This is a genomic window from Candidatus Accumulibacter propinquus (assembly GCF_056856495.1).
In genome coordinates this window covers 228,289-252,063 of sequence record NZ_JBSEHC010000006.1, presented here as the reverse complement: position 1 = coordinate 252,063, position 23,775 = coordinate 228,289, and the positions used below count along the sequence as shown (strand labels likewise).

20 protein-coding genes and 1 pseudogene are annotated in these 23,775 nt (G+C 61.6%); 19 read left to right on the top strand and 2 right to left on the bottom strand.

Going from position 1 to position 23,775, the window contains the following annotated elements:
* Positions 1-15 precede the first annotated feature (15 nt).
* The 15 genes and pseudogenes from AC15MQ_RS19450 (at position 16) to AC15MQ_RS19380 (ending at position 14,037) form a co-directional block, all read left to right on the top strand.
* Entirely contained in the window at positions 16-834 is an 819-nt protein-coding gene (locus AC15MQ_RS19450) for an ABC transporter ATP-binding protein (RefSeq protein WP_350496523.1), read from the top strand.
* A gap of 16 nt (positions 835-850) precedes the next feature.
* Positions 851-1,633: a lipid asymmetry maintenance ABC transporter permease subunit MlaE gene (mlaE, locus tag AC15MQ_RS19445; protein WP_287653438.1), complete on the top strand. Its 783-nt coding sequence runs from the start codon at positions 851-853 to the stop codon at positions 1,631-1,633.
* Entirely contained in the window at positions 1,633-2,103 is a 471-nt protein-coding gene (gene mlaD / locus AC15MQ_RS19440; RefSeq protein ID WP_287653373.1) for an outer membrane lipid asymmetry maintenance protein MlaD, read from the top strand. Before mlaE ends, mlaD begins: the two co-directional genes overlap by 1 nt.
* Position 2,104: 1 nt before the next feature.
* A complete protein-coding gene (locus tag AC15MQ_RS19435; RefSeq protein WP_483081053.1) occupies positions 2,105-2,614 on the top strand; it encodes an MlaA family lipoprotein in 510 nt (169 codons plus the stop codon).
* Positions 2,505-2,847 (top strand): annotated as a pseudogene (locus AC15MQ_RS19430) (MlaA family lipoprotein); the annotation flags it as partial. The gene AC15MQ_RS19435 and the pseudogene AC15MQ_RS19430, both read left to right, overlap by 110 nt.
* A gap of 51 nt (positions 2,848-2,898) precedes the next feature.
* Positions 2,899-3,513: an MlaC/ttg2D family ABC transporter substrate-binding protein gene (locus AC15MQ_RS19425; protein ID WP_483081052.1), complete on the top strand. Its 615-nt coding sequence runs from the start codon at positions 2,899-2,901 to the stop codon at positions 3,511-3,513.
* Positions 3,510-3,803, top strand: coding sequence for an STAS domain-containing protein (locus AC15MQ_RS19420; protein WP_483081051.1), 294 nt, complete (start codon positions 3,510-3,512; stop codon positions 3,801-3,803). The genes AC15MQ_RS19425 and AC15MQ_RS19420 overlap by 4 nt, the downstream gene beginning before the upstream one ends.
* Before the next feature lie 33 nt (positions 3,804-3,836).
* Positions 3,837-4,763 (top strand): ABC transporter ATP-binding protein, encoded by a 927-nt coding sequence (locus AC15MQ_RS19415; RefSeq protein ID WP_332337303.1) that lies wholly within the window; start codon positions 3,837-3,839, stop codon positions 4,761-4,763.
* Positions 4,760-5,512, top strand: a complete 753-nt coding sequence (locus AC15MQ_RS19410) for an ABC transporter permease (protein WP_287653368.1) — start codon at positions 4,760-4,762, stop codon at positions 5,510-5,512. The genes AC15MQ_RS19415 and AC15MQ_RS19410 overlap by 4 nt, the downstream gene beginning before the upstream one ends.
* A 3-nt stretch (positions 5,513-5,515) precedes the next feature.
* Positions 5,516-5,761 carry a BolA family protein gene (locus AC15MQ_RS19405; protein WP_287653367.1) on the top strand — a complete coding sequence of 82 codons (246 nt, stop codon included), beginning with the start codon at positions 5,516-5,518 and terminating at the stop codon, positions 5,759-5,761.
* On the top strand, positions 5,754-7,013 hold the full coding sequence (gene murA / locus AC15MQ_RS19400) for a UDP-N-acetylglucosamine 1-carboxyvinyltransferase (RefSeq protein ID WP_287653366.1): 1,260 nt from the start codon (positions 5,754-5,756) through the stop codon (positions 7,011-7,013). Before AC15MQ_RS19405 ends, murA begins: the two co-directional genes overlap by 8 nt.
* A gap of 446 nt (positions 7,014-7,459) precedes the next feature.
* Positions 7,460-8,872, top strand: coding sequence for a sodium:proton antiporter NhaD (gene nhaD, locus AC15MQ_RS19395; protein ID WP_287653436.1), 1,413 nt, complete (start codon positions 7,460-7,462; stop codon positions 8,870-8,872).
* A 241-nt stretch (positions 8,873-9,113) separates the two neighbouring features.
* A complete protein-coding gene (locus tag AC15MQ_RS19390) occupies positions 9,114-10,838 on the top strand; it encodes a hypothetical protein (RefSeq protein ID WP_483081050.1) in 1,725 nt (574 codons plus the stop codon).
* Between the two features lie 121 nt (positions 10,839-10,959).
* A complete protein-coding gene (locus tag AC15MQ_RS19385; RefSeq protein ID WP_287669027.1) occupies positions 10,960-13,326 on the top strand; it encodes a TonB-dependent receptor in 2,367 nt (788 codons plus the stop codon).
* Between the two features lie 18 nt (positions 13,327-13,344).
* On the top strand, positions 13,345-14,037 hold the full coding sequence (locus AC15MQ_RS19380) for a Crp/Fnr family transcriptional regulator (RefSeq protein ID WP_483081049.1): 693 nt from the start codon (positions 13,345-13,347) through the stop codon (positions 14,035-14,037).
* An 80-nt stretch (positions 14,038-14,117) separates the two neighbouring features.
* Here the strand turns inward: AC15MQ_RS19380 and AC15MQ_RS19375 are convergent, their stop codons facing one another.
* Positions 14,118-15,374, bottom strand: coding sequence for a hemolysin family protein (locus AC15MQ_RS19375; RefSeq protein ID WP_483081048.1), 1,257 nt, complete (start codon positions 15,372-15,374; stop codon positions 14,118-14,120).
* Between the two features lie 15 nt (positions 15,375-15,389).
* A complete protein-coding gene (locus AC15MQ_RS19370) occupies positions 15,390-16,973 on the bottom strand; it encodes a hemolysin family protein (protein ID WP_483081047.1) in 1,584 nt (527 codons plus the stop codon).
* 317 nt (positions 16,974-17,290) lie between these two features.
* On the opposite strand from AC15MQ_RS19370, the gene AC15MQ_RS19365 reads away from it, so the two are divergent.
* The 4 genes from AC15MQ_RS19365 (at position 17,291) to AC15MQ_RS19350 (ending at position 23,754) form a co-directional block, all read left to right on the top strand.
* Positions 17,291-19,087: a Na/Pi cotransporter family protein gene (locus AC15MQ_RS19365; RefSeq protein WP_483081046.1), complete on the top strand. Its 1,797-nt coding sequence runs from the start codon at positions 17,291-17,293 to the stop codon at positions 19,085-19,087.
* A 146-nt stretch (positions 19,088-19,233) separates the two neighbouring features.
* Entirely contained in the window at positions 19,234-20,844 is a 1,611-nt protein-coding gene (locus tag AC15MQ_RS19360; RefSeq protein ID WP_483081045.1) for a Na+/H+ antiporter, read from the top strand.
* Positions 20,845-21,107: 263 nt separating this feature from the next.
* A complete protein-coding gene (locus AC15MQ_RS19355; protein ID WP_483081044.1) occupies positions 21,108-22,508 on the top strand; it encodes a hemolysin family protein in 1,401 nt (466 codons plus the stop codon).
* Positions 22,501-23,754 carry a hemolysin family protein gene (locus AC15MQ_RS19350; protein WP_287653356.1) on the top strand — a complete coding sequence of 418 codons (1,254 nt, stop codon included), beginning with the start codon at positions 22,501-22,503 and terminating at the stop codon, positions 23,752-23,754. Before AC15MQ_RS19355 ends, AC15MQ_RS19350 begins: the two co-directional genes overlap by 8 nt.
* Positions 23,755-23,775 lie beyond the last annotated feature (21 nt).

The window sequence follows — 23,775 nt, the reverse complement described above, 5'->3', positions numbered from 1 at the left end:
CCCCGGGATGCTGCTGTGCCTGCCGAAAATCTGGTCGAGATCAGGGATCTTGATTTTGCCTACGAGGATCGCCCGATCCTCAAGGGCATCACGCTGGAGATCCCGCGCGGAAAAGTGGTGGCCATCATGGGCGGCTCGGGCTGCGGGAAAACCACCCTGTTGCGCCTGATCGGCGGACAACTCAAACCGAGCCGCGGCGAGGTTCTGGTGGACGGACTGGCGGTACCCGCCTTGGGCGCCGACGAGTTGTACGCCCTGCGCCGGCGCATGGGCATGCTCTTTCAGTTCGGCGCGCTGTTCACCGACATTTCGGTATTTGACAACGTTGCCTACCAGATGCGGGAGCACACTGATCTGCCGGAGGAACTGATTCGCGACATGGTGCTCATGAAGCTCAATGCCGTCGGCCTGCGCGGTGCGCATGACCTGATGCCGGCCGAGCTTTCGGGCGGCATGGCCAGACGGGTGGCACTGGCGCGGGCGATTGCCCTGGATCCGATGTTGATCATGTATGACGAGCCGTTTGCCGGCCTCGATCCGATTTCTCTCGGCGTCATCGGCCAGCTGATCCGCAAGCTCAATGATGCGCTGGGCGCGACGACGATCATGGTCACCCACGACATCCAGGAATCCTTGCTGATCGTCGATTTCATCTACTTCATGTCCGACGGAAAAGTTGTCGCGCTCGGAACGCCCGATGAAATCCGGGCGTCGAAACATCCCTTCGTGCATCAGTTCGTTTTCGCCGAAGCGGACGGACCGGTCCCCTTCCACTATCCAGCGGCCCCGCTCGCTCAGGAACTGCTCGGAAGAGGCGTGTATGCCCAGTCCTGACCCGAAACCCGGAGCGATGCTGTCGGCGATCAGTGGCCTCGGACGGCGCGTCAACGACGCCCTGCAACGACTGGGATTTGCGACGCGCTTCTTTTTCATGCTGCTGTACTGGTCCGGGCAGTCGTTCCGGCGTCTGTCGCTGACCATTCGCGAGATCTATTTCTCGGGTTTCCAGTCGCTGTTGATCATCATGGTTTCCGGCCTGTTCATCGGCATGGTGCTCGGGATGCAGGGCTACGAGACGCTGCAGCGCTATGGCTCCGCCGACGCGCTCGGCGTTCTGGTCGCCCTGTCGCTGGTGCGCGAGCTTGGCCCGGTGGTCGCCGCCCTGCTTTTCGCCTCGCGCGCGGGTTCATCGATCACCGCAGAAATTGGCCTGATGAAGGCCACCGAGCAGCTTACTGCAATGGACATGATGGCGGTCAATCCGATTGCACGCGTCGTGGCCCCGCGCTTCTGGGGCGGAGTAATCTCGATGCCCCTGCTGGCAGCGCTGTTCTCGGCCACCGGCGTTTTCGGCGGATACCTGATCGGCGTCGTTTTCATCGGCGTCGACGAAGGTGCCTTCTGGTCGCAGATGCAGGCTTCGGTTGATTTTCGCTACGATGTCTGGAGTGGCATCGTCAAGAGCTTTGTCTTCGGTATCGCCGTCTCCCTGATTGCAGTCTTCGAGGGCTACGACGCCGTGCCAACCGCTGAAGGCGTGTCGAGTTCGATCAAGGGCACGGTCGTCAAGTCGGCCCTGGCGATCCTGTCGCTCGACTTTGTGTTGACCTCGTTCATGTTCCGGGAGGCTTGATGAGTCGCAAGTTGCTCGACCTGTGGGTCGGTGTTTTTGTTGCCCTGGGATTGGCTTCATTGCTGTTCCTGGCGCTGAAGGTCGGAAATCTGGCAGCAGCCAATTTTTCCGAGACGTACCCGCTGACGGCCAAGTTTGTTAACATCGGTGGCTTGAAGGTGCGCGCGCCGGTGAAAAGCGCCGGCGTCGTCGTCGGACGGGTCGCCGATATCCGTTTCGACCCGGAAACGTACGAGGCAGTAGTGGTCTTCAATGTCGACGGCCGCTATCGCTTCCCGAAGGATACCTTCGCCCTGATCCTGACCGCCGGCCTGCTCGGCGAGCAGTACATCGGCCTCGATCCGGGGGGTGATGAGTCGATGCTCAAGGCTGGCGAAGTGATCGCCAAGACACAGTCGGCGGTGGTGTTGGAAAAGCTGATCAGTCAGTTCATGTTCAACAAGGCGTCCGAAGGACAGAGCGACAAATAGAATGAAAGGAAATTGTGTGAAACCATACCATTCGAAGCGCGTGTCCTGCATGGCCTGTGCCGCGGCGATTTTCGCCGCCAGTGGCTGTGCGACCACCGCGAACAACCCCAAAGACCCCTTCGAGGGTTTCAACCGGGCCATGTTTGCGGTCAACGAAGGCCTTGATCTGGTCGTCAAACCGGTCGCCCAGGGCTATGACGCGGCCGCGCCGCTGCCGGTGAAAGTGGTCGTCGGCAACTTCTTCGGCAACATCTGGGACGTCTGGACAGCGGTGAACAATCTGCTGCAGGGCAAGGGCCAGCAGGCCGTTTCCGATGTCGGCCGGGTGTTGATCAACAGCTACCGCAGGCATTGGCGGCGCCTTCGACGTCGCCGGGGAAATGGGCCTGACCAAGCATTCCGAGGACTTTGGGCAGACCCTGGGCAAATGGGGGGTCGGCGACGGTCCCTATTTCTACTGGCCGATTATCGGGCCACGTACGACACGCGATACGTTCGGCTGGATGGTTAGACACGTATTTCGACCCGGTTTGGCGGATCGACGATATCGGGCTGCGCAACAGCCTGGTCGCTACCCGCTATATCAGCGTGCGCGCGAGCCTCCTGCCCGCCGACAAGGTGGTCGAAGAGGCCGCTTTCGACAAATACGACTACATCAGGAACGCCTACCTGCAGCATCGCCGCAGCGAGATTTTTGACGGCGAGCTGCCGCACGAAGCCGTTGACGAAGAATCCTCACAGTAGGCGGATGCACCTCCCGCCGGGTTCACGACCCCACTTTGCCAGGAAGCGCCCATGAAAGCTTTATTTTCCCTGCTGTTTGCCCTGTTGACCATGGTTGCCCCTGCCGTCGCGCAGGAGCTCGCACCCGACGCCATGGTCCGACAGGTCACCGAGGATGTGCTGACCGTCGTTCGCCAGGACAAGGACATCCAGAGCGGCAACACCCGCAAGGCCATCGATCTGGTCGAGACCAAGGTGCTCCCGTATTTCAATTTCCAGCGCATGACCGCGCTCGCTGTGGGACGCGACTGGAGCAAGGCGACGCCGGAGCAGAAGAAACGCCTCTCCGAGGAGTTCAAGACGCTGCTGGTGCGCACCTACTCGAACGCGTTGACTTCCTACAAGAACCAGACCGTCGTCTACAAACCCAGCAAGATGCAGGCCGGCGATACCAGCGTGGTGGTCAAGACCGAAGTCGTGCAACCCGGCAGCAAGCCGGTGCAACTGGATTACTCGCTTGAAAAGCAGGGGGACGCCTGGAAGGTCTACGATGTCGTCGTCGCCGGCGTCAGCCTGGTCACCAACTATCGCGACACCTTCAAGCAGGAAGTAAGCAACACTGGTCTCGACGGCCTGATCACGATGCTCAGCAATCGCAACAAGCAACTCGAAGCCGGCAAGAAATGATCGAGCAGGCGGACGGCAGTCTGCGCGTTACGGTACCGATGATCATTGCCAATGCACGCGCCCTGCTTGAGGCTGGGCGCGGCCTGTTGCTGTCCAGCAAGAATACGGGCCTGACGCTGCTTGATCTCGCGGCGGTCACCGAAGTCGACTCCTCAGCCTTGAGCGTCGTCTTTGCCTGGTTGCGCACGGCCGGCACCGGGGGCATCACCCTGCGCGTTGCCAATCCGCCGGCAAACCTGATCAGCCTGGCAACGCTTTACGGCGTGTCCGAACTGCTCCCTCGCGCCTGACGGGGACACCCCCCCGTCACCAGGCTGGATCCCATGCGCATCGCCGTTGCCATCGATCGCGTCGAAAAGCGTTTCGGCTCCCTGCTGGCGCTGGCCGGCGTTTCCCTGCAGATTGCCGAGGGTGAGTTTTTCGGGCTGCTCGGCCCCAATGGCGCCGGCAAGACGACCTTGATCTCCTGTCTGGCCGGCCTCTCTCGCCCGAACGCCGGCAAGTTGATGATCATGGGGCACGATGTGCGCTCCGAGTACCGTGCCGCGCGTCGCCTGCTTGGGGTGGTACCGCAGGAGCTGGTTTTCGATCCGTTCTTTTCCGTTCGCGAGACGCTGCGCATCCAGTCCGGGTACTTCGGAATCCGCAACAACGACGACTGGATCGACGAGATTCTCGCCAACCTCGATTTGACCGCCAAAGCCAACGCCAATATGCGCAGTCTCTCCGGCGGCATGAAGCGACGCGTGCTGGTCGCCCAGGCGCTGGTGCACAAACCACCGGTGATCGTCCTCGACGAGCCGACGGCCGGGGTCGACGTGGAGTTGCGGCAGGGTTTGTGGCAGTTCGTCCAGCGCCTCAATCGCGACGGACATACGGTGATCCTGACCACGCATTACCTTGAGGAGGCGGAAGCCCTGTGCGGGCGCATCGCAATGCTCAAACAGGGACGGGTGGTGGCCCTGGATACGACTCGCAACCTGCTGGCCCGCTTCTCGGGCCAGACCTTGAGCCTGCGCCTGGCCGGCCTTGCACCAATCCCCCAGACGCTGCGCGCCGGCGCCACGGAAAGTGAAGGGACGTGGACCTTCCACCTCGGCAGTATCGCCGAGATCGAACCATTGCTGGCCACGCTGCGTGAGGCCGGCTGCGCGATCGACGATCTGCGTCTGACGCAGACCGACCTCGAAGACGTCTTCCTCGGTGTCATGCAGGACAACGGCAACCGGCAGGAAGGGCAGCGGCCATGACCGGCTTCCGAACCCTGCTCTACAAGGAAGTGCTGCGCTTCTGGAAGGTCAGCTTTCAGACCGTCGGAGCGCCGGTGCTGACGGCATTGCTCTATCTGATGATCTTCTCGCATGTGCTCGAAGCGCATGTGCAGGTTCATGGCGTCCCTTACACCGCCTTCCTGATTCCCGGCCTGGTCATGATGTCGGCCCTGCAGAACGCCTTTGCCAACAGTTCATCGAGTCTGATCCAGTCGAAGGTAACCGGCAGTGTGGTTTTTGTTCTCCTGCCACCGATTTCCTACGTCGAGTTCTTCCTCGCCTACGTGTCGGCAGCGATTCTCCGGGGTCTGCTGGTCGGGACCGGCGTCCTGCTGCTGACGATGGTCTTCGCCGTGCCTGCGCTGGTGGCGCCGCTGTGGGCGATGGCGTTCATCGTCCTGGGTGGGGCGATCATGGGTGCGCTGGGAATGGTCGCCGGCATCTGGGCCGACAAGTTCGACCAACTGGCGGGTTTTCAGAACTTCCTGATCATGCCGCTGACCATGCTTTCCGGGGTCTTTTACTCGATTCATTCGTTGCCCGAGTTCTGGCAGCAGGTGTCGCGTTTCAATCCCGTCTTCTATATGATCGACGGCTTTCGCTTCGGCTTTTTCGGCGTCTCCGACGTACCGCCGGAAGTCAGCCTGGCCGTCATCGCCACGAGTTTCCTGCTGGTGTCGGCGGCGACGCTGGCGCTGCTCAGGAGCGGCTACAAACTGAGGTCCTGAATCATGATGCAGCCTGAACAAGTCCAACAGATCATCGCCGACGGTCTACCCTGCGAACACCTGCAGGTCGCCGGCGATGGGCACCATTTCGAGGCGCTGATCGTCAGCGCCGAGTTCGTCGGCAAGACGCGTGTGCAACGCCAGCAACGGGTGAACGAGGTGCTTCGCCGGCATTTCGACAGCGGCGAACTGCACGCCCTGTCGATGAAAACCCAGACCCCCGACGAATGGAGCGCTGCGCGTGGATAAGTTGCTGATCCAGGGCGGCACGCCGCTGGCGGGAGAAATCGCCATTTCCGGCGCCAAGAATGCGGCGCTGCCGATCCTCTGCGCCGGCCTGCTTTCGTCGGAGCCACTGCATCTGAGCAACGTGCCGCGACTCCGGGATATCTCGACGATGCTGCGCCTGATCGAACAGATGGGCGTACGGGTCACCGACGAGGGTACCCATGGCGTATCACTGGACAGCCGCGGCCTTGACAACCCGCTCGCCCCATACGACATGGTCAAGACCATGCGCGCCTCGATCCTCGTGCTTGGTCCCCTGCTGGCGCGTCATGGTGAAGCGCGGGTGTCCCTGCCGGGGGGCTGCGCGATCGGCGCGCGCCCGGTGGAGCAGCATATTCGGGGGCTGCAGGCGATGGGCGCCGAAATCCATGTCGAGCACGGCTACATCCATGCCAAGGCGGGCGCCGGCGGCCTCAAGGGGGCACGCATCGTCACCGACATGGTCACCGTCACCGGCACCGAGAATCTGATGATGGCCGCCGTGCTCGCGGCCGGAGAAACGGTCATCGAGAACGCCGCGCGCGAGCCTGAGGTAGTCGATCTGGCCAATTGCCTGGTCGCCATGGGCGCGCAGATATCCGGCGCCGGCACCGACAGGATTCGCATCCGGGGAGTGGAACGTCTGCACGGGGCGACACACCCGATCATGGCCGACCGCATCGAGACTGGTACCTATCTTTGTGCCGCGGCAGCAACCGGCGGCCAAGTTCGCCTGACCCGGACGTCAGCGGCCTATCTGGATGCAGTGGTCGACAAGTTGCTCGACGCCGGTTGCGACATCGTCATCGAGCGCGATGCGATTACCCTCCAGGCACCGGCGCGACTGAAGGCGGTCAGCGTGCGCACCGCGCCCTACCCGGCCTTTCCGACCGACATGCAGGCACAGTTCATGGCCATCAACTGTGTTGCCGAGGGATCGGCGGTGATTCGCGAAACGATCTTCGAGAATCGCTTCATGCATGCCGTTGAATTGATTCGCCTGGGAGCGGACATCAGGATCGACGCCAACAACGCGATGGTCACCGGCGTCGAACATCTCCAAGGAGCGACGGTGATGGCCACCGACTTGCGCGCCTCGGCCAGCCTGGTCATCGCCGGACTGGTGGCGCAGGGTGAAACGTTGATCGAGCGGATCTATCATCTCGACCGGGGTTACGAGGGAATCGAGGACAAGCTGGGGCAACTCGGAGCGCACGTCAGGCGGATTCGTTGAGACGTCCAACGACGGCCTTCGCCAAGGCTGTCCGGTTCGAGGCGTTTCCTGGCATCTCGATCGACCAACTTTCAATTCTTTGATTGATTGACTTTGTCGAGAGGCTTGGCCTTCTTGCCATGCTTTTTGGCCCGTCTGGGGCAACCGCTTGCCCGCAGCACAGCTCATTGGCGCAGGCAAACCGGACAGTTCCTGTGGAGCGAGAACGAGGCAGTGCTGGTCGTAGCCCCTTGATTGAAGAGACCTTTGACCTGCAAATCGAGGGGAGAAACTCGGCCAGTCACATCATGCCCCCTCTTCATGAAGGTGGTCAGCCGTGGCACCCGATGATGCCCTTCGCCCTATCTCCATCATTGCGCCGGAGAGGATCTGCTCGCCAACCCGTACGCGGCGTCCCCCTTTGCCTTCCAAAGCCTCATCCACCTCGTACTAAAGGAGTTGCATCGATGTACCCACATCTGGTAGCCCTTTTTACCCTGCTGGTTATACCTGCGCTGACCTGGGCAGCAAGCGGCAGCAGCGAGATCGCGAATCTCACCGGCAGTGTCATGGGAATCATCTCCTTGGTGCTGTTTGTCGTGTGCTACGTACTGGTGATGTTTGAAGAGCAGTTGCATCTACGCAAAAGCAAGCCGGTGATGGTTGCGGCCGGCATCATCTGGATCTTGGTCGCCCTCTCCTACCAGGCCCTCGGCAAGCCCGACCATGCCCACGCCGCGGTGATGCACAATTTGAGCGAATACGTCGAGTTGTTTCTCTTCCTGCTCGCGGCGATGACCTACATCAACGCGATGGAAGAACGCAATACCTTCCTGGCGCTGCGCTCGTGGATGGTCACCAAGGGATTCACCCTGCGCCAGATCTTCTGGATGACCGGCCTGCTTGCCTTTTTCATCTCTCCTGTGGCCGACAACCTCACCACCGCCCTGCTGATGGGCGCGGTGGTGATGGCCGTGGGCGCCAACAATCCGGCCTTCATGGTCGTTTCGTGCATCAACATCGTGGTCGCAGCCAATGCTGGCGGCGCTTTCTCCCCCTTCGGCGACATCACCACGCTGATGATCTGGCAGAAGGGCAAGGTCGATTTTTTCAGCTTTTTCGCCCTCTTCGTGCCCTCGCTGATCAACTGGCTGGTGCCAGCGGTCTGCATGAGCCTGACAGTGCCGAAAGGCAAGCCGCAGGTCATTGACACCAAGATAAGCATGAAAATGGGAGCGAAGCGGATCATGGTGCTGTTCCTGCTCACCATTGTCACCGCTGTGTCATTCCACAACTTCCTGCATCTGCCGCCGGCCGTCGGGATGATGCTGGGCATGGGCTATCTGTCGCTGTTCGCCTATTACCTGAGCAAAGTCGAAGGGCGCATGCTGAGCGGTGACAACCCCCTCGACGTCACCGGACACAAACATGAGACTTTCGATCTCTTCAGCAAGGTGGCGAAGGCCGAGTGGGACACCCTGCTCTTCTTCTACGGCGTGATCCTCTGTGTCGGCGGGCTCGGTCAGTTTGGCTATCTGGCAAGAACATCCGCCCTTTTGTACGACGGACTGGGGCAAACCGTCGCCAACATTCTCGTCGGCGTTCTTTCGGCCTTCATTGACAACATCCCGGTAATGTTTGCTGTCCTGAGCATGGATCCGCAGATGTCCGTCGGCCAATGGCTGCTCGTGACGCTGACCGCTGGTGTCGGCGGCAGCATGTTGTCCATCGGCTCGGCCGCCGGTGTCGCCCTGATGGGCATCGCCCGCGGTGTCTATACCTTTGGCTCACACCTGAAGTGGACCTGGGCGATCGCCCTCGGCTATGCGGCGAGCATCGGCGTCCACATATACATCAATGCCCGGCTGTTCGCCGGCTGACTCTGACTGCAGGGTTGCCCCCCGAACAGCGGCACACCCGCAATGACCTCTGGCTTTCGTCGACGCAGGAGGGCCGCCGAGTCCCCACAGATGCCGTTCGACAGCAACTCGATGCGCCAGATATACTGTCAGTCAAGCGCCTTGCCTGCTTGTAGACGCAACCCGAAAGTCGTTGCTGGCGCTTGCCGACCGGAGTGCGGCAAGCCCGGCGAATGCCAGTTTCACCAGACTGGAGCGAGATATGACCAAATTTTCCAGTAAATTGCGGATTGGTGAACGGCTCGGCCTCGGCTTCGGACTGGTCGGCGTGCTCTTCATCGGTGTCGTCTGGCACTACCACCACACGCTGCGCTCGGTACTCGACGACTATCGGCAACTCCATGCCGTTTTCGAAGTCCGCAAGTCGCTGGCGCTCGAAATCGAGATCGAGATGGCCGCGGCGCGAGAAGCAGAAAAGGACTTCCTGATCGAGCACCAGGAACGCTTCGTCGGGAAAGTCGAACAGCATCTGCAGGCCTTGCTCGAAAAGGTCAAGGCACTGGCTACGGTCGATCAGCAGTCGCGGCAGACCGCCGAGGAACTCCAGGCACTGATAGCGACCTATCAGGCGAGTTTTCATGCCGTCGCCGATGCCTGGCGGAGCATGGGCCTGGACGAGAACTCCGGGATTCAGGGCTCCTTCCGCAACCGCATCCATCGTCTTCACGAACTGTCGGCCAACTACAACGTCGACCGTCTTTACACCAGCCTGCTGCAGATTCGCCGCAACGAGAAAGACTTCGCCTTGCGAAAGGATCCGAGGTACCGCGAGCGCGTCCGCCAGTTGGTCACCGAGTTCCGCCTACTGGTCGAGACTTCCGATCTGCAGGAAGCGGTGAAGCAGAAATTACTCGCCGAACTGGCGGTTTACGCGAGAACCTTCGCGGAATATTCCGACAGCGCACTCAAGGCCGGTGTCGTCGACGGTGGCAAGGGGCCTTTCCGCGATGCGGCGCAGCGCATGGAAGCGATTCTCGACGCCTTCCAGGTCAGCAACCTCGAAACCAACGTCCTCCAGCTCCGGCGGCGAGAGAAGGACTACCTGTTGCGCGGCGACGACTCCTACCCGCAGATGGTCGTTGAAATCGCCAGAAGCATTCGCGCCCAGATTGCCGAGTCGAATATTGCCGCTGCGGACAAGGAACTCCTCAGCGGCCTGCTGCGTGATTATCAACGCAGTTTTCTGGTGCTGGTATCACGGCGTGCCATCATCGCGGAACGGACTCGGGAGATGGATGCGGCTGCCAACCATGTCGTACCGTTGATCCGGCAAAACGTCGATCAAGCAAATCAGATGATGGCTGCCCGTACCGGCGAAATCACCGAATCTTCGCAGGCCAGCGTTCGTCTGAGCCTGATCGTGATGGCCTGCGCGATCACCCTGTCCATCGTCTTCGCAGTGCTGATCACGGCGCGCATCGTTCGTCCCGTTCGGCAAATGGCCGGCCTGCTCGACGACCTGGCCTACGGAACACCGACCGGGCGCGTTCCGACAGTGCCCGGCGGACGTGACGAGATCAACGCCATGGGTGAGTCGCTGAATGCACTGATCGATCACCGGGCAAACTTCCTGGGGTGGTGGAAGGCGTCGATGAACGAAGTGATGGCCCTGCGTGACCTGGACAGCGCGCGTACAGAGGCGGCGCGCGACGAAGCAAACCGAGACCTGCATGTGGCCGAGATCGCCAAGTTACAGCAACTCAACGCGATCCGTGGCCGCCTGCTGCAACATTCGCAACTTATTGTCGATGTCTCTCGACGCGCTATCGCCAGCTCCGGCAGGCTCAGCGCCGATGACGCAAAAACCATCGAACACTCGACCCGGAGCATGGCCATGCTGTACGAAGCGCTGGCGGCTGAACAAGCGCCCGTGACCGAGAGCGGCGGCACTCAGGAGCCTGCCGAGCAGCAGACGGCCGCCGTCTGACAAGCGTTTTCGCCTTCACTGAGCAGCCTGCGCGTGCACGCGCGTGCGGCGAAATGTCACATTCCACAACCCGGCAGCACTCCCTAGAATGCCGCATACCAAAAACATGGGGGAGTGGGGAATGAAATTCGTCAAAAAACCAAGTGCGCTGGCGGTAGCCGCTGCGCTGGGCTGGCCGGGCCTGTGGCATGCGGCGGTTGCGCAGGACGCGGCAAATGTACCGGTAATGGGCGAAGTCGTCGTCAAGGCGGCACGCATTGACGACAAGGAGCCGTTTGTTGCAAGCCTTATCGATGCGGCAGGCATCGTGCCCTACCGTGCGGCCAGCAGCGACACCGCCCGCCTGCTCGAACGCCTGCCGGGAGTCAGCCTCTACGGTGCCGGAGGGGTATCCAGCCTGCCGGCAATTCACGGCCTGGCTGATGACCGCATCCGGATCAAGGTCGATGGCATGGACCTGATCGCTTCCTGCCCCAACCACATGAACCCGCCGCTGTCCTACCTCGATCCGACCAATGTCGGCACACTCAAGGTCTATGCCGGAATCACGCCGGTCAGCGTCGGTGGCGACAGCATCGCCGGCACGATCATCGCCGAGACGCCGGCGCCGGTGTTCGCTGCGCCGGGCCAGAATGTCCTGACTACGGGCCAGCTCGGCGGCTTCTACCGCAGCAACGGCAACGCCTGGGGCGCCAACATCGCGGCGACTGCCGCCACCGAAAACATCAGCCTGACCTATACCGGTTCGAGTGCCCGGGCCGACAACTACAAGGCCGGCGGCAACTTCAAGACGACCACGGCCACCGGCCGCATCGGGCACACGCTGCCGCTCGACGAAGTCGGCTCGACGGCCTACGAGAGCCTGAACCAGATGCTGAGCTTCGCACTGAAAGGCGGCAACCATCTCGTCGAGGCCAAGTTCGGATTCCAGCACATCCCCGAACAACTTTATCCGAACCAGCGCATGGACATGCTCGACAACGAGCAGAAGACATTCAACCTGCGCTATCTCGGTCAATACGACTGGGGACAGTTCGAGGCGAGGGCCTATTACGAGAAAGTCGACCCGCATTTCATGGACTTCGGACCCGACAAGCGGTACTGGTACGGCCCTGGCGCGCCACCGGCAGGTTCTGGAGGTGACAACGCGGTCAACGGTTCGCCATGTTCCCCGATTTCCGGAACCCGCATGGTGAACGGCGCGATGGCCGGATGCGCGGCCGGCATGCCGATGTATACCAAGAGCAGCAACACCGGGGTGAACGTCAAGGCGGAGATGAATGTCGATACGCGGAATCTGCTCCGCGTCGGTGGCCTCTATCAGCACTACACCCTCAACGACTGGTGGCCACCATCCGGCGCGATGATGTGGCCCGGCACGTTCGACAACATCAACGACGGCTCGCGCGACCGGGCAGGCTTGTTCGGCGAGTGGGAGTCGCACCTCGACAGGCAATGGCTGACCCTGCTCGGTGTGCGTTACGAACGGGTCACGACGGATGCCGGCAATGTTCGGGGCTATGACCCGACCACCAACGGCATGGGCATGATGGTGAACGATCAGAAGAAGGACGCCGCCGCGTTCAATTCGCAAAATCACGAGCGCGCCGACAACAACTGGGACCTGACAGCGCTTGCCCGCTATACGCCGGATGCCAACAGCGACATCGAATTCGGCGTCGCGCGCAAGGTACGATCGCCGAACCTGTATGAGCGCTACACCTGGTCGACCTGGTCGATGGCTGCCGTGATGAACAACTTCGTCGGCGACGGTAACGGCTACTTCGGCAATATCCATCTCAAGCCGGAACAGGCGCACACCGTTTCCGCCTCCTTCGACCTGCATGCGGCGGACCGTCGCTGGGAATTTCGCGCCACGCCCTACTACACACGGGTCACCGACTACATCGATGCCATTCGCTGCCCGGCAGGCGCATCCTGCACGCCAGCCAACCGCACGACGACCAATCAGTTCGTTGTCCTCCAGTATGCCAACCAGTCGGCCGAGCTTTACGGCCTCGATGTTTCCGGGCACATGCCGCTCGCCTCGACCGGGATGGGTGATTTTGGCCTCACCGGCTCGCTCACCTACACCCACGGCAAGAATCTTGACACCGGCGACGGCCTCTACAACATCATGCCGCTTAACGGCAAGCTGGCGCTGACGCACGCGCTGGGTGGCTGGAAAGGTGTGGTCGAGATTGTCGCGGTTGCGGCGAAAGACGATCTCTCCGACGTGCGCAACGAAACCAGGACGGCGGGCTACGGGCTGACCAATCTGCGCGGCAGCTACACCTGGAAGCAGGTGCGACTCGACCTTGGAGTCGACAACCTGTTCAACAAGTTCTATTCGCTGCCGCTTGGCGGCGCCTACGTCGGTCAAGGAACCACCATGGCGCTTAACCCTGGGAGCGGCAACCCCGCATGGGGAACCGCGGTTCCCGGCATGGGACGCTCGATCTATGCCGGCATGAATCTACGATTCTAGGAGCGAGAGGAAGCAGAAATGTTGAATGCCGAAAAGATTTCACGCAGCACCGTCCCACAGGCGCTGCGCGCGAAACAGTGGCGACCCCACTTCAGGCGCGGGCAGCGCATCTACGCCGGCGAGGCCCACGGCGGTGCCTGGCGCGTGCTGAGCGGCTCGGTCCGCCTCGACCGCGAGGAACCCAACGGCGAACAAAGTTTTGCCACTCTGGCCGTGCAGAACGACATCATCGGTGCCGAGACACTGCTGTTCGGGAAGTACACCTTTACCGCCACTGCCCTCTCCACCTGCGTTCTCGAACCCTGGCCGGAAGGGCAGACCGTTCCCGCCGGTGACTCGCTGCTGCATACGCTGGCCAGGACCCAGCGCCGCGCCGCCGAGGTCATCGGCTTGCGCTGTGGGCAGGCCGCCGACCGTGTCCGCCGCCTGGTGATGATGCTTGCACATCCCGGCGAAGAAAGTCCGGCGCGGCAGGTGGCTGGCGAACTGCTGGTGGTCCTGCCGTCACGCCAGGACATGGCCGACATCACGGCACTGACCCTGGAGACGGTCTCACGCATGGTCAGTCAGTTGCGATATGCCGGAATTCTTGCGCCGCAGAGCAACGCGGGTCACCCTTCGCAGCGCACCTTTGCGGTGTTGCGGGATGCCGCCGACGCCCCCTCAGCTGCCGGGATCATCGGTGGAGCATCACCTTGCGGATGGCCCTGATACAGCGAGCACGTCCTTCGCATTGACAGCCTGCACCCGGGCTTGTGCAGCGGCACGGGGCGTACTGACCCGCCCCCCTCCTACAGACGTTCGACACGCACCTTGGTCACGGTGCGCGCGTCCGCTTCGATCACGGTGTAGCGATACCCCTGCTCCACCACCGTATCACCGACCTCCGGGATATGCCGCAGGCGGTTGATCAGGAATCCGGCGACCGTATGCGCTTCGCCAACCGGCAGATTGAGCTTCAACGAGTCATTCAGTTCGGAAATCGGCGCCCGTCCGCTGACCACGTGTGTGTCATCACCCGCGGACTCGATGCTCACCCGACGAGTCTTGATGGTGTCGAAATCGTAGCCCGAGTCCACCGCGCCGACGACCTCCTCGAAAATGTCCTCCATCGTGAGGATCCCGATCGCCGAACCAAACTCGTCGACGACGATGGCCATATGATCGGTACGTGCGCGCAGCAGCGGCAGCACCTGATCCAGGTTCTGCTTCGGCGTCAGATAAAGAGCGGGTTTGACGAAATCCTCCACCGGCCGCAGCTCGATATCCGGCAGCAGCAGATCCCAGGTGCTCAAGGTCATCACCCCGGTGACATTGGTGATGTTGCCGCGAAACACCGGCAATCGATTGAACCCGGACGCCCAGACACGGCGCACAGCCTCGCCCATCTCACGTGCCTCGTTGAAGCCGATGACCTCGGCCAACGGTGTCATCACCTCCCCCACCGTGGTGTCGGCAAACCGAAAAATGCGACGGATTCGCTGCTTGCTGGTAGCGGCGCTGTCCGATGCCGTTTCGGACAGGTCGATCAGGACACGCAACTCGTCCTTGGTAATGAATCCGCTCTGCCCGGAAGTGGCGCCGCCGAAGAGGCGGGCGGCGACGCGGGCGACCCGGCTGAAGACGAAGATCACCGGATAGAACACGTAGGAAAAGAAGCGTAGCGGATAGATGATCCGGGTGGCGATCCAGTCGGCCTTCTGCTGAAAGATGCTTTTCGGCACGATCTCACCAAAGATCAGCAGGAAGGGCGTGAAGATCAGTACCGAAAACAGGTCGCCGTTATCCCCGAAGAGGTGCACGAAGATCAGCGTGCCCATGGTGGTGATCGTCACCGTCGCGATGTTGGTGCCGACCAGTGTCGTGCCCAGCATCACGTCAGGAGTGCGAAACAGGTTCAACACCAGTTTCGCACCGGGGTCACCGAGCCGCGCCTGATGGCGCAGGTGGATCTTGTCGGAATTGATCATCGCCAACTCGGATCCCGAGAAGAACCCCTTCAGCACCAGAAAGACCAGGATGACCAGCAATTGCAGAACCAGCTCCATTGCATTTCTCCCCTTCTAGTCCGTCGTACCGGTGGTCTTGCTCGCCGGCGTCCTGTGCTCGGCCGCGTCATCCTCCAGGTGCCCGGGCTCCGACCCAGACTCGGGAGGCTCATTGAGCAGATCATCTTCGTACTCGCCAAGGGCTGCCTGCCCTTGATCTACCTGCAGGCTCTCGGATGGGCCTCCCGCAGCGGGCTCGGCCACACTTTCCATCTCCAGCGGTTCGTCCGGCGTGTCCTCAGGCTCATCGGGTGTGGCGCCGCGCGAGACGCGCACCCTGGTAATGCGCATGCCGCTCACTTCCTTCACGGTGATCTCGTAGTCGGCATAAAACACCTTCTCCCCGACACGCGGCAGGCGCCCGAAAAGCACCAGCGTCACCCCACCGATGGTGTTCATCAGCGGGTCGTCGATATCGAAATTGGTGAGTGTGCGAACGTCGGCCAGGCGCATGTAGCCGGGGACGGTAAAGCTGTCGTTGTCTTCCTGCTGAAAGTATTCCTGGCCGCGCATCTTTCCCGAAATCTCGCCGAAGATGAAGCTCAACACATCCTTGATGGTGACGATGCCCAGGACCTCGCCGTACTCGCCGATCACCACCGCCGCGCGCGTGTCGAAACGCTGGAAGTACTCCAGCATCTCATCGACCTTCTTGGTCGGCGGAACGAAGTGCGCCGGTTTCAGAATGTCGCGAAGTTCGATCGCGGCCAGGCCGCCTTCACTGCGGACGCGGCGCAGCAGATCCTCGGCATGCAGGAAGCCGATGACATTGTCCCAGTGACCGCGATAAACCGGGACACGTGGATGACGAAAACTGCGGAAGCGCTCGACGAGTTCCGCGATCGGCAGGTCGCCGTCAAGGAAGCGGATGCGCGGGCCGGGGGTCATGATCCGTGCCACGTCGGTCTCCGCCGCTTCGAGCACCTTGTCGATGAGCACCCGTTCCGACGCCTGGATGACCCCCGTTTCCTCGCTGTCGGCCATCAACGTACGCAACTCGTCGGCCTTCAGGATGTTCTCGCGCCCGACGTGCTCGCCGACGACCAGCGTCGTGACCCGATCGGCAACCATCCGAACGACATTGCGCAGGGGGGTGACAATGAAGATCCACTTGGGCAGGAAGCGCGCCGACAGCAGCGTGGCGAACTTGACCGGAAAATTGACGGCTATGGTCTTCGGCGTCACCTCTCCGAACAGCAGCAGCAACGGCACCATCACCACGACGTTGATCCAGCCGGCGTCTTCCTCGCCAAAGGCTCGCACCAGGATCATTGTCATGTTCGCCGCCGCGGCAATGTTAACCAGTTCGTTGCCGCACAGCAGTGAGACGATCAGACGCCGCGGCTCGTCGAGCATGGCGTGGATGCTCTCGGAATGGGGATTGCGCGAATTGCGCAGTTTCTGCAGGTCGATGCGGCTGAGCGAGAAAAGCGCCGTTTCGGAACCCGAGAAAAAAGCCGACATGCTGAACAGGCCACACTGGATCAACAGACGGACCAGCAACTCCCAGTCGATCGACGTCTGACCGAAGAAGTCGCCGGCCACCTTCACCCATTCCATGAAATACCCCCGCCCCAGCAGATGTTCACCGGCCAGCATGCCGTGCCACGCATCTCGAATCGCAGCGCCGGACGCTGCTTGCGAAGCAACCCGCTGCCAGGACGGTCCCCCGCCCGACCTGAGAGGATAAGCTTTATGTTGCGAAGAAACAAGCACAAACGCCATCGGCAGCGGTGGTGCTACGGTCCGCAACCCGGCGACCAGCAGCGGTCTGCAGGAATGCCGACAGCGAGCCTGTCGGGTACACGCGACCACCTCGGCGATGGGCGCGTGACTGTCGCCGAGGGCCAGAGGAATGTATGCGGCAAGGATTTATTGTATTCTTCACCGGCTCGCAACCATCGAAGGAGTGATCCATGCTGAAAACGCATCTGAATCTCTGTACGCGTGCTGCTCTCCCCCTCGCGTTTTGTGCTCTCGGGGCATGGTCGTGTGCGCTGGCCTGGCCGGCGCTGGCGGCCTCCGGCGACGAAGCCGGCGAAATGGCGTGGGGAATGATGACCGTCGAATTGCTCGGCGGTCTGGCGATTTTCCTCTTCGGCATGATGCAGATGGAGGAAGGCCTCAAGGCCGTCGCCGGTGAGCGCATGAAAGGCATTCTCGCCAGGCTGACGGTCAATCGGTTCATGGGCGTCGGCACCGGTGCGCTGGTCACCGCGGTAATCCAGTCGTCCTCGGTGACCACGGTACTCGTCGTCGGCTTCATCTCGGCCGGGCTGATGTCGCTGTCGCAGTCCGTCGGGGTGATCATGGGCGCCAACATCGGCACCACCATCACCGCCCAGATCGTCGCCTTCAAGATCACCAAGGCGGCGCTGGGAATGATTGCCGTCGGCTTTGCGATGCTGTTCATCGCCAGGAACGACCGGATCAAACACTACGGCGGGATGCTGATGGGCCTGGGCATGGTGTTCTTCGGCATGCATGTGATGAGCGAGGCGATGGAGCCGCTGCGCAGTTACCAGCCCTTCCTCGACCTGATGAAGAGCATGGACAACCCGCTGGTCGGCGTCCTGATTGCCGCCGCCTTCACCGCCCTGATCCAGTCCTCGTCGGCCTCGACCGGCATCGTCATCGTCATGGCCAGCCAAGGCTTCATCAGCCTGCAGGCGGGCATCGCGCTGGCGTTCGGCGCCAATATCGGCACCTGCGCGACGGCGCTGCTGGCGGTGATCGGCAAGCCGCGCGAAGCGGTGCGCGCGGCGCTGGTCCACCTGTTTTTCAACGTCGGTGGAGTACTGATCTGGCTGCCGTTCATCGGCTTCATTGCTGATCTGGTGACCAGCATCTCTCCGGCTTACCCCAATCTCAGCGGCACGGCCCGGCTGGCGGCCGAGACGCCGCGCCAGATCGCCAACGCGCACACCTTCTTCAACATCGCCAACACGCTGATCTTCATCTGGTTTACCACCCAGATCGCGCGCCTGGTCGAATGGCTGGTACCCGACAAGCCGCTCGCCGAGGCGGCGCTCATCGTCCGCCCCAGGTTCCTGCAGGATGAATTGCTGAGTGCGCCTTCGCTAGCCCTCGACCAGGTCCGCATGGAGATCACGCACATGGGCGAGACAGTCAACGCGATGCTTGTCGGCATCATGCCGGCGATCATCAAGGGCGACCGCCAGGCGCTCGAGGAGATCCGGCAGATGGACGACACGGTCGACATCCTGCATGCCGGGATCATCGACTATCTGGGCAAGATCAGCAAACAGCAACTTGGTGACGAGCAAAGCCGGGAGTTGCTGCAGTTGATGGAAGCGGTCGGCAACCTCGAAAACATCGGCGACATCGTCGAAACCAATCTGGTGGTGCTGGGGCATGACCGCATACGCGACAGGATACAGGTCAGCGAAACGACCCAGGAAGTGCTCATGGGCTTCCAGGCAGCCATCAGCAAGGCGGTTGCGGCGGCGGTGCAGGCGGTCGGGCAACATAACGAACGGGCGGCGCAGGTGGTGATCGGCATGAAGCAGGAGATCAACGCCATCGCCGAATCGGCAGCCGCGCATCAAGCTAGCCGGCTGATTGCCGAGGAACCCAATCGCCTCCCAGCCTACGTTCTGGAAGTCGACATCAGCGAAAAGCAGAAGCGCATCTACTATTTCGCCAAGAGGATGGCGAAGACTGTGATGCCGGCCGTACTGCAGGGCCAGTAATCGTCGCGGCGACGGGCAGGGCCGACCTGCCCGTATAGGAAGTGCGGGATTCGCAGTGCAAGCGGCCGGGAAATCGCTACTCCTCCAGCCCGTCCCCGCCGCTTGACGTTCGTCGCATTCCTCGCGGGCGTACGGTAGAATCAGCCATGCCTGTCATCGAACTCACCCTGCTGCTGCTGCTGGCGATCGCCGTCGGCGGCGCGCTCGTTCGCTGGACACCGCTGCCCTTGCCGATCCTGCTGGTCGTCGTCGGTCTGGCGTGCTCGTTTCTGCCCGGCCTCGACGCCATCCACATCGATCCGGAACTGTTCCTGCTGCTGTTCATCCCGCCGATTCTTTTTGCCGACGCCTGGGTGTTGCCGCGTCGCGATTTCGTGCGCGTGCTGAAACCGGTTCTGCTGCTGGCGCTGGGCCTGGTCGTGCTGACTGTGGTCGCTGTCGGCTACGTGATGCACTGGCTGATTCCGTCGATGCCCCTGGCGGTCGCCTTTACCCTCGGGGCGATCGTCTCGCCGACCGATGCCGTGGCGACCGTGGCGACCACCGAAGTCCTGCCCTTGCCGGGGCGGATCGTACACATCGTCAATGCCGAAAGCCTGCTCAATGATGCCTCGGGACTGGTGGCCTTCAAGCTTGCCGTGGCGGCGGCGGCGACCGGACTGTTCTCGTCGGCCGAGGTCGCCGGCAATTTCGTGATCCTGGCCGGCGGCGGCATGGTCGTCGGCATCACTTGCGAGTGGTGCGGACGTCAGTTGCGACAGCGACTCATCCGTCTGCAGGCCGGCGACCCGGTACTGCAAACGCTGCTGACGGTACTGATTCCTTACGGTGCGTATCTCGCCGCCGAGGTGCTGCAGGTGTCGGGAATCCTGGCCGTTGTTGCCGCCGGGCTGTGGGCCAGCGGCCAGGAAATCAAGGGGCTCACCGCCGATGCGCGCCGGCACGCGCGTGAGGTCTGGCGGATGCTTTCGTATATTCTGAACGGACTGGTCTTTGTCCTGCTGGGCCTGCAACTGCGCCGCATGCTGACCAGTGTCGACCACTTCGCCCCGCTCGACCTGGCGCTTTATGCTCTCGTGCTGTGGCTGCTGTTGATGGCACTGCGTATCGGCTGGGTGTGGGCCTCCGCGCATGCGCGATTTCGCCTGCACTGGGGCTGGGCAGGCAGCCGCTCCGGGCCGGACCCGAAGCGGATGCTGCTGGTGAGTTGGGCAGCGGTACGCGGTTCGATCACCCTGGCGACAGCGCTGTCGGTTCCTGCCTTCGTTGCGGGTGGCTCACCTTTCCCCGAGCGCGATCTCGTCGTCTTCCTGGCAGCGGCGACGATCATCCTGACGCTCGCCCTGAACGGCGTTCCCTTGCCCTGGATTATCCGCAAGCTGGCGCTCGACCACGAGGAAGAGGCTGCGCGTGAGGAGAGCGCAGCGCGCGCAGAAATCGCGCGCGCCGCGATCGGCGCCGTGACGCTCAGCGCGAAGGGGCTTGCGGATCCCGAGGACGTGTCTTTCGTGGAACAACTGGTGCACCGCTATGAAGGCAAGCTCGAACTGCTCGAAGGTGATTCCGAGAATGCGAACTTGCGGGCAACGCACATCACGCTGCGACGGCACTTGCGTCTGGCGGCGATCCGCGCCGAACGCGAGCGCCTGCACGAGTTGCACGCAGCAGATGCCATCAACGACGAAACCTTGCGGACGATTGAAGCGGAACTCGACGAACGCGAACTGATCTCCTCGACCAGCGTCAACCGCGGCTAGGCAAGACAAGTCTGCTCTCACGACCAGACTTCGAACCATTGACCTTGGCATCAAACTCCGAGAAAATGGCTCGCCGAGTCTGTGAAGCAGGGCCACCGGATTGATCTACAGCACTTCGTCGCCGATAACCAGACCATCGCGCAATGCGAATACCAAGCCGGCAGGAACGCATCGCCGGCAGCTTCGAACTTTCCATCGAACTGTCTGTGGCACCGCGAGGGCCAGTTTCTGATCAGCACAGGCAGGAAATTTAGGAGATATGCATGGATCCAGCACTCTGGATAGAGTTGGTCGTCTTTGTCGTATTGCTGGGGTTCTCGGGCTTCTTTTCAAGTACCGAGACCTCGCTGTTCTCCCTGAGTTCTTTCCAGCTCGAACAGATGCGCGCCGCCAAAAATCCGCGTATCGAGTTGATCGATAGGCTGCGCAGCGAACCGCGGCGCCTGATCGTCACCATCCTCATCGGCAACGAGTTCGTCAATGTCTCCGCGTCGGTGATCTCGGCGGCAATGATCATCCACCTCTTTGGCGCCGAAAACGAAATGATCAACCTGTTGGTGATGGTGCCGATCCTGCTGCTGTTCGGCGAAATCACCCCGAAGGTCCTGGCCATTCGCAACAACGTCGCTTTCGCCAGCTTCGAGAGCCGCCCGATCGCGCTCGTCGCCCGCCTGATCACGCCCTTGCGCGAAGTGATACGGTACGTCTCGGATTTCTTCATTACCCTGATCGTCGGCAAGCAGCGCTCGCAGGGCAACCTGGTGACCGAGGACATGATCCGCACGCTGGTTCACGACGCCGTCGGCGAAGGCGCGCTCGACAGCCAGGAAGCACAGTACATCGAAAAGATCTTCGAGTTCGGCAACAAATCGCTGCGCGACATCATGCGGCCGCGATCGGACATTCAGTTTCTTTCGGCCGATCTGCCGGTGGCGGGGCTGATTGCCCAGATCAGGGCCAGCCGCCAGTCACGCTACCCGGTTTTCAAGGGGCATCGCGACATGATCCTCGGGATCCTGCACACGCGCGATCTGCTCGGGGTGGATCTCGCGAGACTGGAACGTGATCCCCAGGGTTTCCGCAAGCTGCTGCGACAACCGAACTTTTTTCCCGAATCAAAGCCGGCGGTCGAACTGTTCCACGATTTCCGCCAGCGCAAGCTATCCTTCGGATTGATCGTCGACGAGTATGGTGGCGTCACCGGCCTGGTGACCATGGAAGACCTGCTTGAGTGCGTTTTCGGCGAGATCGTCAGCCCCTCGGACAGCGAGGTGGTTGACCAACACCTGCTCAGCGAACTTCCCGACGGGCGTCGTTTGATCGAAACCAGCATCTTGCTTGACGACTTCAACCGGGAGTTCTCGGTCGGCATCGCAAGCGCAGAGGTCGAGACTCTGGCCGGCGCTTTGCTCGCAGCCTTTGGCGAGCTGCCCGCTGCCGGCGCAGCAACCGTCCTCTGTGGTCTGAAATTCACGGTTGACAACATCGAGCACAACCGCATCACGCGCGTCGTCGTCGAACGCCTGCCGATTTCGGTCGAACCGCAGGAAACGGAGTGCGCCGACACCGGCAGTGCGTCCCCCGAACTGCTGCCAGCCACCGTGCCGGCTGCCCAGGAGGACGTGGCTGCGCCGCGACCAAACGGGGGACGTCAGAATGTCTGAATCTGAAATCTGGATCACGCTCTCGTTGATGGTGCTCTGCCTGATCGCCGAGGGATTCTTTTCGGGCTCGGAGCTTGGTGTCGTCAGTGCCGACCGCATGAAATTGCGTCACGATGCCGCCAAGGGTTCGCGCGGTGCTCGCCTGGCCCTGGAAATGCTCGAAAAGCGGCCGGAGTGGCTGCTCTCGACGACCCTGGTGGGGACCAACATTGCGGTGGTCACCAACTCGACGATCGCCACGGCTCTGATGATCTCGCTGTTCGGTGAGGCGGGAAGCTGGCTGGCGGTGATCCTGGTCGCGCCACTGATCTGGGTGTTCGGCGAAATCGTTCCGAAGAGTGTCTTCCAGCAGCGCGCCGACACGATCACACCGTACGTGATCTACGTGCTGCGCTTTTTCTCGATCCTCTTCTGGCCGATTCTGGTCGTCTTCGTGACGCTATCGAAGTTTCTCTCACGTCTTGCCGGTAGCCGAGACGAACACAACCCCTTCACTCTGCGCGAGCAGATCCAGAGCATGGTGCAGATGCCGCCGCAGGAAGGCGGAGACATCCAGCCGATCGAGAAAACGATGATCCGGCGCATGTTCAATTTCTCCGAGACCACGGTTTACAACGTCATGGTGCCCCTGATCGACGTGAACGCCGTCGAAAAGCACGTGACCGTCGGCGAGGCGGTGCGTCTGGCGGTGGAGAGTTCGCACATTCGCCTGCCGGTTTACGACGGGCGTATCGACCGGGTCGTCGGCGTATTGAACACCATGGACCTGCTCGGTATGGACGAGTCCTCGTCGATAGAGCCATTCATCCGCCCGACACGCTACGTTCCCGCCAGCAAGAGTGCCGAATCGATGCTCGTCGAACTGCGCAAGGATGGTGATGCCATGGCGGTGGTGATGGACGAGTTTGGTGGCGCGGAAGGCATCGTCACCATTGAGGACATCATCGAAGACGTGGTCGAGGACATGCAGGACGAATATGATCGGCAGGAGAAGCCGGCCGAGTGGCTGAAGAAACTGGGCCACCATGACTACCTGGTCAGTGCCCGCGCCGATCCGGGTATGCTGGTCGAGAAGTTGGGACTGAAGCTCCCCGGCAATGGTAACTACGACACACTCTCCGGCTTTCTCCTGGAGCACGCACGCGAGATTCCCCGTCCGGGAACAACGCTTGAGGTTGAAGGCATCAAGTTCACGATCCAGCGCGCCACGCCACAGGTGATCCAGGAAGTGCAGGTTCGCTGGTAAGCTTTGCTGCTACAGTTCGTT